This window comes from Dorea sp. AM58-8, assembly GCF_003464045.1.
GTDB lineage: Bacteria > Bacillota > Clostridia > Lachnospirales > Lachnospiraceae > Claveliimonas > Claveliimonas ammoniilytica.
In genome coordinates, this window is record NZ_QSDM01000012.1 from 13,540 (window position 1) to 27,108 (window position 13,569).

Here is a 13,569-nt window from a genome sequence, read left to right on the forward strand (position 1 = left end):
GGTATCAAATCATGAAATCACATAAATACTGGTCCTTAGGCGCACTTTTCTGTATGTTGGGATGCATTTATTCTGGAATCAAAAAATCTATGACTGCACATAAATACTTTGCCTATTCTTCATTGCTTTGTATGGGCATGTCCATTTATTCCGGTCACAAACTGGTTTCTCCAAAGAAGAAAAAAATCACTGAATCAAATAATAGTGAGAATAGTTAAATAAAAAATTGATCTTTATTCATCAAAGACAAAGTTGCTGGAGAATATTCTTTCTCTCCAGCAACTTTCTTTATCTTTAAGCCATTGAAACACAATACTGTCCAATCAGCTTCGTCCAACTATTATATTTATTCTTTTCACACACCTTTCGGCAAATTTCATTTTCCATCAATACACAGAACATCTTATCATAATCAAATGCCCAGACAGCACCTTTCACATGGTTTTCCACTGCATTCTGATCTATGCTTTTCAAACGACTAATCATTTTTTCAATTTCTGCATTTTCCAAGTTACCAATATTTTTACAGATGAATCGAAAGAAATTCAACGTTGCATATTCGTCATGCCAATGGAACTCTTCTGGATTGTTTTTAATTTTACTGGCTCGCTGCTGTTCTTCGATTATCTGATCAGCTATACCTTTCATCGAATCTTCGTATCTCATATTACTCACCTACTCTTCCTCAACGCCCAATGACGGTTTAAATCTTTTATCCTTTGCCTGCGGTACCACGATCTCATAAAAGTAAAACCCTAAATATCCAAGTGCCTGCTTCTTCATTTTATAAAATGAAGTCCTACCTATACCTAACTCCTGCTGTACTTCCACATCTGTCTTATTATAATGACTGCAAAAACAGGAATGAAGGATCTCACTGAGCATCACACCATTCGGTGCATAAAACTTCACCAGTGTCATTCCGCGATAGATCATATCTGACAAACCGTAAATGATCATCAGGTTATTCATTTCCCGGTGCATCTTCGGCACATTCAGCTGATTACTATAAATGCTCAGATAACTTAACGCATATGCCATATCTTCATTGATCTTCTCCTGGCACTCCATATCTAGTTCTTCTAACACAATCTGATTTTCTAAAATCAATTTCTGATAGCTTGTCATCAGTTCTTTAATATCAGTATAATGTCTTTCGATTGTAACTTCCAGATAATCCTGTGCATAGCTTGCCATCTGGAAGGTAATTTCTTTCATTGATTTAATTGCATAATCTCTGTCTGTCATCAGTTTCAAAATCTCCTTATCATCATCACACTAACTGGCGGTCTTTCAGACCAGTTCGCTTTCCCCATGATTTTGATGGGAAGCAATTACTTACTACAACTTGCAGAAGCGGATATCCAAAAGGCATTGTGGGAGCTGCCTTTGCTGACCGGAATCCATCTTCTTATGTAAAACCTACAGGAATATAAAGGGAAAGTGACTATCCCTGCCGGTTAATAATCCAAATAATATCGTCTATACCAATCTCTCCTTATGCTGTTTTTCTCTCCATAAACCATTTATCCACTTCATAAAACAAATGGCTTTCCTGTCCCTGTATCATACAGGTATACATCATTCCTACACCGCCTGCCTTTCTGCTGGCACATCGCTCAATTTTCAAAATTCTGTCAATGTTATATTTTCTTCCATCTTCCCAGGTGAAAAATATAGGAACCAGTTTTCCGTCTTTCCGAAACTCTGCCACTACATCTACATACACTTTATTCATACCGACACCTCACTATAAGATCTCTATTGCTCTTGGCGATGCCGGGATTCTGCGGATATATCCATTTAACTCCAACTGCTTGATTCTGGAAAATGCTGATGATGTTGATTTCACCCCGATCAATTTTCCAAATTCCCGTATTGTCGGTGGATATCCATGTTCATTGGTATATCGTAAAATACACTGATAACTTTCTTCCTGTTTTCTGGTTAATGCTTTTTTCAAATCTATCCCTCCAATTACCCATGGAAATAACTATGTGGATGGATCGTGTGCGTACCAGCGTCTAAGTGGGATAAGACTTTATCCTGATACATTGCCGCTCGCTGTATACTGAAATAACCAAACCGTCGTCTGATCTCATCTACAGTACGATCCAGCTTCTCTAACTTTTCCTTTTTCTCCTGATTTCCAAATAAATCCAACTGCACGGGAATATCATCTAACACAAGATCCGCAGCTCGGATTCCCAGGCTTCTAATGGGATGTTCCCATTTGTAATTATCTTTAAATAGCTGAAATGCTGCAGTTACAATCTCGTTTGTAATATTCGTTGGCTGTCGTAAATGTATCTGTCTGGAAAAACTATACAATCGATTATCTCGAACTGTAATTTCTACTGTTTTGCATTTAAATCCATGTTTCCGCAATCGTGCAGCTACACTTTCTGCCAATGCTATTTGAATGATCCAGACATCCAGATCATTTTCCAGATCTCTCGGTGTTGTAGTGCTATTACCTATCGACTTTACTGGTGCTTCATATCCTTCCTTGCAAACCGGATCTTCATCCCAGCCATTTGCGAAAGCCCATAATACATTTCCTATTTTTCCAAAATGACTCTCTAACAACTTTTCGTCTGATTCCGCAAGTTGCCCGATTGTCCGGATTCCAAGTTTTTGCAATTTCTTATTTGTCTGTCTTCCGACATAAAGCAAATCTGACGCTGGAAGCTGCCATATCCTGTCTTTATAATTTTCTCGATTAAACTCTGTGATTGCATCCGGCTTTTTATAATCTGAACCAAGTTTCGCATAAATCTTATTCCAGGAAATTCCAATACTTACCGTTACACCCAGTTCGTATTTAATCCGATGGCTGATTTCTCTTGCAATCGTCATTCCGCTTCCTTTCAGATTTCTGCTGTCCGATACATCCAGCCAGGCTTCATCAATTCCATATGGCTCAATCTTGTCCGTATACTCCGAATAGATTTCTCTTGCCATCTTTGAAAATCTCAAATACAAATCCATCCGTGGTGGTACAAATATGATTTCCGGACAAATCTGTTTTGCCTGCCATAATGCCATTCCGGTCTTTACACCTTTTTGCTTTGCAATATAATTTGCTGTCAGCACAATCCCATGTCTGGCTTCCGGATCGCCACCGACTGCCAGCGGCATTCCGGCAAATTCCGGATGATGCAGCATTTCTACACTGGCATAAAAACAGTTCATATCACTATGCAGGATCACACGCTCACTCAAACTTTTCACCTCCCAGCTGTTTCCTTCAACATGATGTCTTATCAATTTTTGTATGTTTAGTATATATCGACATTCCGGAGATAGTCAAGTAACATCTTGGTTGTGTTTTCTCCATTTTGGAGATTATTGTTGATTTTATTTCTAACATACGGTATAATGCATATAGAAAATTCAAATAGAAATGAGGCGAACAAATGCGTGATTTCGGGGAAATATTAGCAGAAAATAGAAAAAAGAAAGGATACTCTCAATCAGATCTGGTAGACCTGCTTTCTCAGGAAGGTATTCAGGTCACTACAAAAGCAATCTCCAAATGGGAGACCAATGCACGAGAACCAGCTTTACATGTTTTCCTGACACTTTGCCAGTTACTTGATATCGAAGATATATATGAATCCTTCTTTGGAGAAAACCCATATAACATTATGAGTGGATTGAATGAAGAAGGCAGAAATAAATTGATTGAATTTGCTGATATTTTGAAAGCTTCTAAAAAGTTTTCTCCACTGTCTGCAAAAATTATCCCATTCCATCATCCTGTAGAAATTACCTGGGAACCAGTTTCTGCTGGTACTGGAAATTACCTGGAGGATTCTGTAAAAGAAACCTATGATGTAGGACACCTTGCTCCTGAGCAGACTGACTTTGGTGTACGGATTTCCGGTGACAGTATGGAGCCACTTTATCATACAGACGATGTTGCATGGATTCAGAAAAAAGATTCTCTTGCTAATGGTGAAATTGGAATCTTCTATCTCAACGGCAATACTTACATCAAGGAATTACACGATGAGCCAGATGGTGTTTATCTGATTTCTTTAAATCAAAAATATCGTCCTATCCAGGTTTTGGAATCTGACTCTTTTAAGATTTTTGGAAAAGTAATCGGGAAATGCAAAGGTGCAGAAATTCCGGGATTTCATTAGACTTCAACAGCAGGTTCATGATCCTGCTGATAACAATAAGCAAAGGAAGTGATTGAATGGCAATCAATAATACACTAAAAGATATTCGTGAAGAACGGAATCTCATTCAAGCAGATTTGGCTGAAGCCATAGGTTCCTGCAGCCAGACGATAGGCCGCATCGAACGTGGAGAACGTAATCCCTCTCTTGAGATTGCAATCCGGCTGGCACATTACCTGAAAGTGCCTGTAGAAGATATTTTTCAGGTTGAAGACTGAAACACAGCTGCCAGAAAACCGAGGAGTAAAATCCCCGGTTTTCCTTTTGCTCAAAAATCAGTGTAATCCTTTTACGAAATCCGCTGCGTTTTTCATATCTTCTTCATTCGGATGGTCTTTAGCAATACCTCCAACCAGTTTAAATGGTCCGAATGTGTCATACCCTTTACAACCAAATTTTCCAACCACACTGGCATGTCTTTTATCCAAAATCTGCTCTATGGTTTTATAATTCGCACTCCCGCCATAAGTACAGATCAGAAATATCTTTTTGTCGTCCGGTAGATTCTTCTCTGCAAATTCCAATATCGACTGATGAAACTTTGAAAAATAGATTCCTGATGCAAACCCAATCATATCATAACTGCTCAGGTCTGCATCTGGCTGTTTCACAGCATCAATCAAATCCACCTGACATTCTTCTGCGATCCTCTTTACTAATTTTTCTGTATTTCCATGATGCACAGATGCGTATACTATCGCTGTTCTCATTTTTCTTCCTTTCCGTCTGCTCCGTCAATCAGGTCATAGCTCATATCCAAAAAGTCCAATATCTTCGCTTCACTGACTGAACCATCCAGTAAAATCGTGATCCAGTGCTGTTTATCCATATGGTATCCTGGTAAAAATCCATAAGTCTGAATAATCATGCTGGTCATTTCTGGATTGCACTTTACATCCATAATGTCAACCAGATCATTTCCCTCTAATCCCAGTTTCGATTTTTCAACCGTCATGATCACTGCATACCATTTTCCATTTTTATGTCGAAGTACTGCACTGTCCGATAGTTTACTCCATAAATATTCCGGCATTGTGCCATACTGTTTCTGCACATATTCAAAAATTTCTTCTTTCTTCACAATCTATTCAACTCCTGATTTTTCTGATATCCTGCCCATAATCATACCACATTTTCGTATCCCATACTACCTGCCAAATTCTTTTGCATTTTTCCGGTTCTCCTGACTTTAACTAATAGAGGGGTAAAACAGCAAGGACAGGAAGTGAGGATACACTTCCGGAAAATCCCAATTTAGGGTACCCTGCCCTAAATTGAAAAAACGCTGAAAGCAACGATACTACTGCCCTCTCAGAAAGGAGAACCCACCAATGGCTGAAAGAAAGAGAAACAAAGAAATTCATTTTTATGTCACCGAAGAAGAAAGGAAGCTAATCCGCAGGAAGATGATAGAATCAAAAACCAAAAACATGGGAGCTTATCTGCGAAAAATGGCAATCGACGGTTATATCGTCAACACCGATACCACTCCACTGAAGAAACAGTATGAGGAAATGCACAAGATTGGTGTAAATATAAACCAGATTGCAAAAAAGGTAAATATCACCGGAGATCTATATCCGGAAGAAATGCAAGAATTGAAAGAGATGGTGAAAGAATTATGGCGTATCTTAAGATCTTCCCCGTTAAAGTAACAGACAAGAAAGCTCTGGACTACATCACGAATCCAGATAAAACAGATGAAAAACTGTTAGTTTCCAGTTTTGGCTGTTCCCCGGAAACTGCAGATCTTGAATTTTCTATGACAAGAGAAATGGCAAAAAAGAATGGAATGGACAAAGGTGATAACCTGGCATTTCATCTGATCCAGTCCTTCAAGCCTGGAGAAGTTGATGCCGAAACCGCTCATCGCTTAGGGCAACAATTTGCAGACGAAGTACTGAAAGGAAAATATGAATACGTGATCAGTACTCATGTTGACAAAAATCATATTCACAATCACATCCTCTTCAACGCTGCAAGCTTTGTTGATCATCACAAGTATGTTTCCAATAAACGGAGCTACCACAAACTTTGTAGAATCAGCAATCGTATCTGTCATGAAAATGGACTTGCCACCAGTATGCCAACCGGAGAAAAAGGTAAAAACTATAAAGAGAACATGGAATATCATCGTGGCACCAGTTGGAAAGCCAAGCTACGTGTTGCGGTTGATAAGGCAATCTGGGTTTCCATCAACTATGAGGAATTTCTGCAAAAGATGCAGTTAGCCGGATATGAAATCCGCCAAGGAAAGCACCTGTCCTTCCGTGCACCAGAGCAGAAAAACTTCACTTATATGAAATCTCTCGGAAGCTATTATTCCGAAGAAAATGTTCGCATCCGCCTGGCAAAAAATCGTAGCAAAGTAAAAGCTCCAAAGCATCTGTCCAGAGAAGCCCGCCTGTATATCAATATCTCCACGTATGTTACAACCGGCAATCGAGAAGGATTTGAACGATGGGCAAAGCTCAATAATTTGAAAGAGGCGGCCCGCACCTTCAACTATCTTTCCGAAAATAACTTGCTGAATTATGACGATTTCAGGCAGCATGTATCTGACATTGAAGCTTCTGTGAAAGTTGCCGACCAAAGAATAGCACAAATCAACAGTGAACTGAGCACGCAGAAAGTCATTCAGAAACACTGTGATTCTTATCGGCTTTGCCGTAAAGTAATTGAAGATTGTAAATCTGCTAAAAATCCAAAAGCATACCGCACCAAACATCAGGCAGAATACCAGCTCCACGATTCACTAAAAAAAGAGCTTCAGGATCTCGGCGTTACCAAAATCCCAAGCCCTAATAAAGTCCAAAAGCTGATTGAAAATCTTGAATCTGAACAGGCTGCTACTGTCCGGGAAAAACAGGAATTGCAGAAAAAGCAGAAAACCTTGGAAATCATTCAGCAAAATTTCTCTGTGCTGCTCGATGCTCCGGAAATCAATTCAGACTTACTTCCGGCAAAACGGGAATCCGTTTCTGTCACAAGAGGTCAATAAGATTGCACTGCAACTCACTCATTTTCTTCCCAAGGTTTCAGACCCATTTCCTCCCAGGTGACACCATACGGTGCACCTCCGGAGGTATAACCGGCAATAAAGAAAAATCTGTCATCTTGCAAGATTTCTTCTTTAGCCAGATTATCTCTTGTTTCTTTTTTCTGTCTTGCTCGCCTCTGCTGCTTCTTTTGTTTCGCAAAAGCTGCTTTTCTCTGATATGCTTTCGTGTACTCCATACAGTAGAACGCAGCCTGCCGGTCTGCGGCAAGCTGCGCTCCCGCAGCGATGTTTCCATCGACCAGTCCTCCCCGCATCAGGTTCAGCACCGCACGGAGCACGACGGGAAAGAGTGTTGCTTTTTCCCCCTTATCGCCTTGTTGTAGCAGGAACAGTCCTCTTCCTTCGTTGAATACCGCACGCCTCCATCTATCGCCCTGTCAAAAGGTGCCGGCAGATCCATCCCAATCTGCCAGCTGTCAAATAATCTGGTATTTGCCATACGTTTCTGTTTCCTCCAATCTTTTATTTCCTACAATCCCTTGTAATTCTTTCGGCCGCTTCTTTGAAAAATCTCTCTTCCAGGTTCCTTACCGTACAATACAATTCGGGTAAAAGGTATTTGGGTTCTCCACTTTTCCACATTCCAATCCATTATATAAATATATTCGATCAAAGGTTGTTCTTGTCTTCCCTCCTTTTGCCAGCCTGAACATAAAAAAAGACACCAAAAAACAATTCTTTGCTTTTTGATGTCTTTTCTGTCTTTTCAGGCTGATGCCCGAATCAATATTACAGAAGTCCGAACAGACTTCTCCTGTACTTTTCGCACAATCTACTTTCAAATCCCGGACCTCTCCAGAATGAAATTTCTTATTCAGGATATTTCCCAAATAAAACTATTTACGCAATTATCATAGCACTGTATTTTGTTTGCGTCAACATTTCAATCACAATATATAGATAATATCTGTTGATTAGATGCAAATTTCTGTGCTAAATAATTCATTCAAGTTATGCTGTATCATTGCTCTGTTTTTCAACCGAAGCTTTCAATTTCTGAAAAGTCTCTTCGCTGATTGCATGTTCTATCCGACAGGCATCCCTTTCTGCGGTTTCCCGATCAACCCCGACAGCTACAAGCTGCTCCGTAAAGAACTGATGCCGTTCATAAATTTTCTCAGCAACCTCCCGCCCGTCTTCGGTCAGATGGAGATATCCATCTTCATCCACGGTCAGAAAACCGCCATTCTTTAACACACCTACTGCATGGCTGATACTCGGTTTACTGAATCCCATGTGTCGGGCAAGGTCAACGGAGCGAACCATGCCTTTTTCCTTTTGCAATACAAGGACTGCTTCCAAATAATCCTCGCCCGACGCATAAATCTTCATTGCCGCCTCCTTTACTGTGCCAGTTTCCAGCCGATAGCTTCCTGCCTTTCGGATACGAAGTCCGCATACAGACCCTTCTGCTGGATCAGTTCTGCATGAGTGCCGCGCTGAACGATATGGGAATCATCCAATACCAATATCTGATCCGCACCCCGGACGGTTTTCAGGCGGTGGGCGATCATAATAATAGTCTTGTCGTGCGTCAATTCCGCAATCGCCCGCTGCAATTCTTCTTCATTTTCCGGGTCAACGCTGCTTGTGGCTTCATCCAGAATGATAATCGGGGCGTCTTTCAATATGGCGCGGGCAATGGAAATACGCTGCTTCTCACCACCGGACAGGGTTCCTCCGCCTTCCCCGATCACCGTATCATACCCGTCGGTCAGGGCGGAAATAAATTCATGGCAGCAAGCCTTTTTCGCCGCCTCTACCACCTGTTCGTGCGTGGCATCCGGGCAGCCGAATTTGATGTTGTTCTCAATCGAATCGGCAAACAGATACACGTTCTGAAATACCATGCCGATATTCTTCATCAGGCTGTCCAGTTTAAAATCCCGGACATCTTTGCCGCCAACCGTAATTCTCCCGGCGTCTACATCCCAAAATCGGGCAATCAGGTTGCACATAGTCGTCTTGCCAGAACCGGACGGGCCGACAATGGCAGTGGTCGTTCCGGCAGGGATCGTAAAGCTGACATGATCCAGAATTTTTCGGTCTGCATAGGAAAAGTCCACATTATCAAATATAATTTCCGAGGATGCCGGAACCACATCTGCGCCCTTTTCATCCATGACCGGCGTATCGTCAATAGAGTTTGCCGTATCCATAGAAGCCGCCAGCATTTGCAGCAGGGAGGCCATGTTTCCGGCGTTTTCCAGATCATTGAACACCATAAAGGAAGCGATCACCAAAATCACGCCATAGGCCAATGACAGGGAACCGTTCAGCCAGAAGTAAATGGAGGCCAGGAGCAGCAAAACACTGAACACCCGGACAACAACCTGTTTCAGGGCATCATAGGGGACACTGGCTTTTGTCAGTTTCAAATTGTCCCGGCAGCTTGCCTTGATTGCGCTGTCAATGGACTGTGTGCTGTCCTTCTCCATACCGAAGGCTTTCACGATCCCCATCCCCTGGATATACTCCAGGACGGATTCCACAAGGCTTTCCTGTGTATGCTGCCGCACTCCGCTTAAGCGCTCAGATTTGCGGAGCGCCAGTTCCGCCGCTGCAAGATAAAGCAGGACGCCGACTGCGGCAATCAGACCGATCCGCCAGTCAAAAACCACCAAAACGATGACAAGCGCCACCGAATTGAAAAATCCGCCCAACACAGATACCAGCACACGCGCCGCCGAATTTTCCACATCCCCTAACGTGGTGGTAACGATAGCGGTAATGTTCCCGATACTGTTCTTGTTAAAATATCCCATCGGGATGTAACGCAGCCGGTCTCCGATGTGGATACGCTTTTCCGCCACCATACAGTAGCCGGTTTCCGTCTGCTCCATCGTGGAGAAATAGGTCGTGATGATCCTTCCAACCAGGGAAACAGCCATGATGCCCAAAGAAATCCAGATAAACCGGCTGTCCCGGTTATCGGATACCAACGCCTCCACCACGATAAAGAGGGCGGCAAACTGTAAAGCCGCAAACAGGCCGGAGAGGAACGCAAACAGCAGGGATTTTTTCAGCAGTCCCTCTTTGCTGCCAGCAAACGCAAAAATTTTTTTCAATGTTCCATACATTTGACAACACCCCCTTACATATGATCCTTTGCGCCGATATGCGCCTGCCACATATCCCGGTAAAGGGGACAGGTTTCCAGTAACTTATCATGCGTTCCCCGGGCATGGATAGTTCCATCCTTGACCACCACAATATTGTCCGCACCGATAATGGTAGACAGGCGATGGGCAATCACGATCAGCGTTTTACCCACTGTCAGGGCAGAGATTGCTTTCTGCACAACTGCCTCATTCTCTGGATCGATATATGCTGTCGCCTCGTCCAAAATGACCACAGGGGCGTCCTTCAGCATGGCGCGGGCAATGGCGATTCTCTGTCGCTCACCGCCGGAAAGATGGGAACCGGCGCTGCCGACAACGGTATCATACCCTTGATCCAACTTGCGGATAAAGGTGTTACAGCCACTTTGTTTTGCTGCCTGCTCCACCTCCGCATCTGTGGCGTCCGGCCTGCCCATGCGGATATTTTCCCGGATGCTGCGGTTAAACAGGTAATTATCCTGCGATACATAGGAAATCTGGGCGACAATTTCAGACAGCGGTATCTCCTTCAGTTCATGGCCGCCCAGGGTAATACTACCGGACGTAACATCCCAATACCCAGCGATCAGCTTCGCCACGGTAGATTTTCCGGAACCGGACGGTCCTACAAGGGCGGTCATGGTTCCCGGCTGAATGGAAAGGCTCACATCATGCAGCACCTCAGTTTCCCCATCATAGGAAAAGGAAACATGGTCGAGTCCGATACTGGTATCTGCCAGATTTACTGGCGTATCTTTATGGTTCAGTTCTTCCGCGTTCAATAGCTGGCTGATTTCCTCCACATTGGTTCCCAGTACAGCCAGGTCATCCGTAAAGGTAAAGACGGACATGATCGGTCCCACAAGCCCCAGGGAGAAAATCACAATGGAGAGGAACGCAGATAATTCCAGGCTGTCGGACAGCCAGAAGGCAAACCCACAGGGCAGCACACAGATCAGCACTGAGGGAAGGATCGCATTGTAGGCACTCATGGTTTTCTGGTTTTCCCGCATCCATTCCACATAGTAATTCGCATTGTAATTCACGGCGTCCGAATATTTCTTGTAGGAACCGGCTGACTGGCTGAACGCCTTGACGACTTCAATCCCGCCGATATATTCCACAATGGCATTCGCCATATCTTTTCCGGCTTTGACCGCACCCTCCCATTTCTTTGGGTAACTCATCATACCGACAGACATTACGGCAAGACCGACTACCAGCGTAACAAGGGACAACAGCGCCATGCGCCAGTCCATAATGAAAAGATACACGACAATTACCACCGGAACCAGGATGTTTGCGGTCATCTCCGGGATGAGATGTGCAAACGTGGATTCCATCCCTTCTACCCGGTCAACAATCGTTGTTTTATACTGACCGGACGGAGTATCCAGGATCGTTCCCATCGGAACGCGGGCCAGTTTCCCTGTCAGCCTCTCCCGGATATCCCGCAGCGTGTAATAGGCCGCTGTATGGGAAATAGTCGTTGACAGACTGGAAAACAGCACTTTCCCCAGGTAGCCGCAAAGTGCGACCATGCAAGCTGTCACATAACGGGAAAAATCCTGCTCCCCGTCCAACATCATTGTGACGATATGCGCCACACAGAAATAAGGCACCATCTGACAAGCAACACCCAAAACCGCAAGGACGACACTGCCGATGAATTTTCCGTGATACGGTTTGCCCCATCCCAATAAAACACTTATTGGCGACGCTTTCTTTTCTTCCTTCATTTTTCAGATACCCCCTTTATGAAGTATTCTCTTATTTTTCTGAGGCCATCTTCATCCATTCCGTACTGGTCAATAATCGAACCATCCTCAAAATGAATGATGTCCGTACAGCAATCTAAAATCAGTTCCAGGTCATGGGTAATGACATACACAGTGATTCCGGCATCCCTGACCTGCCGTAATACATTTGCAACCTCTTTCATATGCCTGTAATCAAGGCCGCTGGTCGGTTCATCAAAAAACAGGATCGAGCGTTTTGAAGCGATTACCGAAGCAATCGCAACCCTTTGTTTCTGGCCACCGGACAGGGACATGGGATGCCTGTCCTTAAAATCCAGTAAATCTAACCGACTTAGGATTTCTTCTGCCCGCTTCTGGTTTGCTTCCTCCATACTGATCAGCACTTCATCAAGGACCGACTCGGTGAAAAGCTGATGATTTACCTCCTGCATGACCATATAGCAGGTATTCAGCCGGTCTTTCGGACGGTATTTCTTTCCGTTCCAGACAATCTCCCCACAGCGCTTCTCCAAGCCACAGAAACAGCGTGAAAAAGTGGATTTCCCGGCGCCGTTATTCCCGATAATTCCAACGATCCGGTTCGTAGGGATTTCACAATCCATGATATGTAAGGTTTCCGGTTCGTTTTTATAGGCAAAGTGGAAATTACGAAGCGCAAGGGCGGTCTTTTCCTGCTGCGGTAAAACCGGAGGCAGGAGACGCTCCAAAGCAAACGTGCGCAGTCCCATATCGGAACGCTGCTGCTCCGTGAGCTGCTCAAATTCTGCCGCAGAATAATCATGACTCACCTGCCCGTCTGCCAGATAGATAAACCGATCCGCTAGACCGCGAAGATAATAAAGTCGATGTTCCGATACAATGATTGTTTTCCCCTGCGATTTCCAAAACGCAAGAATCTTTCTCAAATCAAGGATGGAAGCCGCATCCAGGTTAGATGAGGGTTCGTCCATAACGAGAACATCCGGTTCCATAATGGATACCCCGGCACAGGCAATCTTTTGTTTCTCCCCGCCAGATAAGTGGAAGATATTACGATCCATCAGCTTCTCCAGCCGGAAGTCCCGAACCGTTTTTGCCAACCGTTCCCGGATGTCTTTTTCTGGCTGTCCAAGATTTTCGCAGCCAAATGTAATTTCACTGGTGGTATCCACATTGAAAAACTGGGACCGGGGATTTTGAAACACGCTGCCCACAACTGCAGCTGTATCGTAAAGGGGCTGTTCGGAAACCTTGGCTCCATTTACCCATACTTCTCCCGTCATCTTTCCCTCATAATAATGTGGGATCAGTCCATTAATCAGGCGGGTGACCGTAGTTTTTCCACACCCACTTTCACCGCAAAGGACAACAAACTGACCATCCTCTATATTTAGATCAATATCCCGAACACCGCCGGTATTTTCATTCTCTTCTCCATAAGAAAATGAAATATGGTCAATCTTTATCATAAGCTCACC

Annotated in this window: 18 protein-coding genes; 5 read left to right on the forward strand and 13 right to left on the reverse strand. The window is 43.7% G+C overall.

The features are described 5' to 3' along the window. Nucleotides 1–11 precede the first annotated feature (11 nt). Nucleotides 12–218 (forward strand): DUF6219 family protein, encoded by a 207-nt coding sequence (locus DXA18_RS09780; RefSeq protein ID WP_008688150.1) that lies wholly within the window; start codon nt 12–14, stop codon nt 216–218. Nucleotides 219–294: 76 nt separating this feature from the next. On the opposite strand, the gene DXA18_RS09785 is transcribed toward DXA18_RS09780, so the two are convergent. The 5 genes from DXA18_RS09785 to dinB form a co-directional block, all read right to left on the reverse strand. After that, nucleotides 295–666: a hypothetical protein gene (locus tag DXA18_RS09785; protein ID WP_118037140.1), complete on the reverse strand. Its 372-nt coding sequence runs from the start codon at nt 664–666 to the stop codon at nt 295–297. 9 nt (nt 667–675) lie between these two features. Beyond that, complete coding sequence (locus DXA18_RS09790; protein WP_118037135.1) at nt 676–1,248, reverse strand: hypothetical protein; 573 nt, start codon at nt 1,246–1,248, stop codon at nt 676–678. A gap of 250 nt (nt 1,249–1,498) precedes the next feature. Then, nucleotides 1,499–1,738, reverse strand: coding sequence for a hypothetical protein (locus tag DXA18_RS09795; RefSeq protein WP_054335621.1), 240 nt, complete (start codon nt 1,736–1,738; stop codon nt 1,499–1,501). 12 nt (nt 1,739–1,750) lie between these two features. Beyond that, nucleotides 1,751–1,963 carry a DNA-binding protein gene (locus DXA18_RS09800; RefSeq protein ID WP_024720752.1) on the reverse strand — a complete coding sequence of 71 codons (213 nt, stop codon included), beginning with the start codon at nt 1,961–1,963 and terminating at the stop codon, nt 1,751–1,753. Between the two features lie 14 nt (nt 1,964–1,977). Further along, the gene (gene dinB / locus DXA18_RS09805) at nt 1,978–3,225 is read right to left on the reverse strand and encodes a DNA polymerase IV (RefSeq protein WP_024728258.1); all 1,248 of its coding nucleotides are present in this window, start codon (nt 3,223–3,225) and stop codon (nt 1,978–1,980) included. A 194-nt stretch (nt 3,226–3,419) separates the two neighbouring features. On the opposite strand from dinB, the gene DXA18_RS09810 reads away from it, so the two are divergent. Together DXA18_RS09810 and DXA18_RS09815 are read left to right on the forward strand one after the other, a co-directional pair. Further along, nucleotides 3,420–4,151 carry a helix-turn-helix domain-containing protein gene (locus DXA18_RS09810; RefSeq protein ID WP_024720754.1) on the forward strand — a complete coding sequence of 244 codons (732 nt, stop codon included), beginning with the start codon at nt 3,420–3,422 and terminating at the stop codon, nt 4,149–4,151. A gap of 56 nt (nt 4,152–4,207) precedes the next feature. Continuing rightward, the gene (locus DXA18_RS09815; RefSeq protein WP_005344265.1) at nt 4,208–4,408 is read left to right on the forward strand and encodes a helix-turn-helix transcriptional regulator; all 201 of its coding nucleotides are present in this window, start codon (nt 4,208–4,210) and stop codon (nt 4,406–4,408) included. A gap of 57 nt (nt 4,409–4,465) precedes the next feature. Here the strand turns inward: DXA18_RS09815 and DXA18_RS09820 are convergent, their stop codons facing one another. Together DXA18_RS09820 and DXA18_RS09825 are read right to left on the reverse strand one after the other, a co-directional pair. After that, nucleotides 4,466–4,900, reverse strand: coding sequence for a flavodoxin family protein (locus DXA18_RS09820; protein ID WP_024720755.1), 435 nt, complete (start codon nt 4,898–4,900; stop codon nt 4,466–4,468). Then, nucleotides 4,897–5,271: an MmcQ/YjbR family DNA-binding protein gene (locus DXA18_RS09825; RefSeq protein ID WP_024720756.1), complete on the reverse strand. Its 375-nt coding sequence runs from the start codon at nt 5,269–5,271 to the stop codon at nt 4,897–4,899. The genes DXA18_RS09820 and DXA18_RS09825 overlap by 4 nt, the downstream gene beginning before the upstream one ends. A 250-nt stretch (nt 5,272–5,521) precedes the next feature. Between DXA18_RS09825 and DXA18_RS09830 the strand changes: the two genes are divergently transcribed. Together DXA18_RS09830 and DXA18_RS09835 are read left to right on the forward strand one after the other, a co-directional pair. Beyond that, a complete protein-coding gene (locus DXA18_RS09830; RefSeq protein ID WP_024720757.1) occupies nt 5,522–5,845 on the forward strand; it encodes a plasmid mobilization protein in 324 nt (107 codons plus the stop codon). Next, a complete protein-coding gene (locus DXA18_RS09835) occupies nt 5,812–7,191 on the forward strand; it encodes a relaxase/mobilization nuclease domain-containing protein (protein ID WP_024720758.1) in 1,380 nt (459 codons plus the stop codon). Before DXA18_RS09830 ends, DXA18_RS09835 begins: the two co-directional genes overlap by 34 nt. Before the next feature lie 14 nt (nt 7,192–7,205). On the opposite strand, the gene DXA18_RS09840 is transcribed toward DXA18_RS09835, so the two are convergent. From DXA18_RS09840 to DXA18_RS09865, 6 genes are all read right to left on the reverse strand, one after another. After that, a complete protein-coding gene (locus tag DXA18_RS09840; RefSeq protein ID WP_243007088.1) occupies nt 7,206–7,505 on the reverse strand; it encodes a hypothetical protein in 300 nt (99 codons plus the stop codon). Nucleotides 7,506–7,510: 5 nt separating this feature from the next. After that, nucleotides 7,511–7,690 carry a hypothetical protein gene (locus tag DXA18_RS15550; protein WP_024728260.1) on the reverse strand — a complete coding sequence of 60 codons (180 nt, stop codon included), beginning with the start codon at nt 7,688–7,690 and terminating at the stop codon, nt 7,511–7,513. 512 nt (nt 7,691–8,202) lie between these two features. Continuing rightward, nucleotides 8,203–8,583, reverse strand: coding sequence for a metal-dependent transcriptional regulator (locus DXA18_RS09850; RefSeq protein WP_024720760.1), 381 nt, complete (start codon nt 8,581–8,583; stop codon nt 8,203–8,205). Nucleotides 8,584–8,594: 11 nt separating this feature from the next. Then, a complete protein-coding gene (locus DXA18_RS09855) occupies nt 8,595–10,331 on the reverse strand; it encodes an ABC transporter ATP-binding protein (RefSeq protein WP_024720761.1) in 1,737 nt (578 codons plus the stop codon). 14 nt (nt 10,332–10,345) lie between these two features. Continuing rightward, nucleotides 10,346–12,091: an ABC transporter ATP-binding protein gene (locus DXA18_RS09860; RefSeq protein WP_024720762.1), complete on the reverse strand. Its 1,746-nt coding sequence runs from the start codon at nt 12,089–12,091 to the stop codon at nt 10,346–10,348. Continuing rightward, nucleotides 12,088–13,560 (reverse strand): ABC transporter ATP-binding protein, encoded by a 1,473-nt coding sequence (locus tag DXA18_RS09865; RefSeq protein ID WP_024720763.1) that lies wholly within the window; start codon nt 13,558–13,560, stop codon nt 12,088–12,090. Before DXA18_RS09865 ends, DXA18_RS09860 begins: the two co-directional genes overlap by 4 nt. Nucleotides 13,561–13,569: the final 9 nt, after the last annotated feature.

What these genes read in the sequence shown, in the direction of transcription:
- DXA18_RS09780 (WP_008688150.1), top strand. Translation starts at nt 12, where the DNA reads ATGAAATCACATAAATACTGGTCCTTAGGCGCACTTTTCTGTATGTTG.
- DXA18_RS09785 (WP_118037140.1), bottom strand. Translation starts at nt 666, where the DNA reads ATGAGATACGAAGATTCGATGAAAGGTATAGCTGATCAGATAATCGAA.
- DXA18_RS09790 (WP_118037135.1), bottom strand. Translation starts at nt 1,248, where the DNA reads ATGACAGACAGAGATTATGCAATTAAATCAATGAAAGAAATTACCTTC.
- DXA18_RS09795 (WP_054335621.1), bottom strand. Translation starts at nt 1,738, where the DNA reads ATGAATAAAGTGTATGTAGATGTAGTGGCAGAGTTTCGGAAAGACGGA.
- DXA18_RS09810 (WP_024720754.1), top strand. Translation starts at nt 3,420, where the DNA reads ATGCGTGATTTCGGGGAAATATTAGCAGAAAATAGAAAAAAGAAAGGA.
- DXA18_RS09815 (WP_005344265.1), top strand. Translation starts at nt 4,208, where the DNA reads ATGGCAATCAATAATACACTAAAAGATATTCGTGAAGAACGGAATCTC.
- DXA18_RS09820 (WP_024720755.1), bottom strand. Translation starts at nt 4,900, where the DNA reads ATGAGAACAGCGATAGTATACGCATCTGTGCATCATGGAAATACAGAA.
- DXA18_RS09830 (WP_024720757.1), top strand. Translation starts at nt 5,522, where the DNA reads ATGGCTGAAAGAAAGAGAAACAAAGAAATTCATTTTTATGTCACCGAA.
- DXA18_RS09835 (WP_024720758.1), top strand. Translation starts at nt 5,812, where the DNA reads ATGGCGTATCTTAAGATCTTCCCCGTTAAAGTAACAGACAAGAAAGCT.
- DXA18_RS09840 (WP_243007088.1), bottom strand. Translation starts at nt 7,505, where the DNA reads ATGCGGGGAGGACTGGTCGATGGAAACATCGCTGCGGGAGCGCAGCTT.
- DXA18_RS15550 (WP_024728260.1), bottom strand. Translation starts at nt 7,690, where the DNA reads ATGGCAAATACCAGATTATTTGACAGCTGGCAGATTGGGATGGATCTG.
- DXA18_RS09850 (WP_024720760.1), bottom strand. Translation starts at nt 8,583, where the DNA reads ATGAAGATTTATGCGTCGGGCGAGGATTATTTGGAAGCAGTCCTTGTA.
- DXA18_RS09855 (WP_024720761.1), bottom strand. Translation starts at nt 10,331, where the DNA reads ATGTATGGAACATTGAAAAAAATTTTTGCGTTTGCTGGCAGCAAAGAG.
- DXA18_RS09860 (WP_024720762.1), bottom strand. Translation starts at nt 12,091, where the DNA reads ATGAAGGAAGAAAAGAAAGCGTCGCCAATAAGTGTTTTATTGGGATGG.
- DXA18_RS09865 (WP_024720763.1), bottom strand. Translation starts at nt 13,560, where the DNA reads ATGATAAAGATTGACCATATTTCATTTTCTTATGGAGAAGAGAATGAA.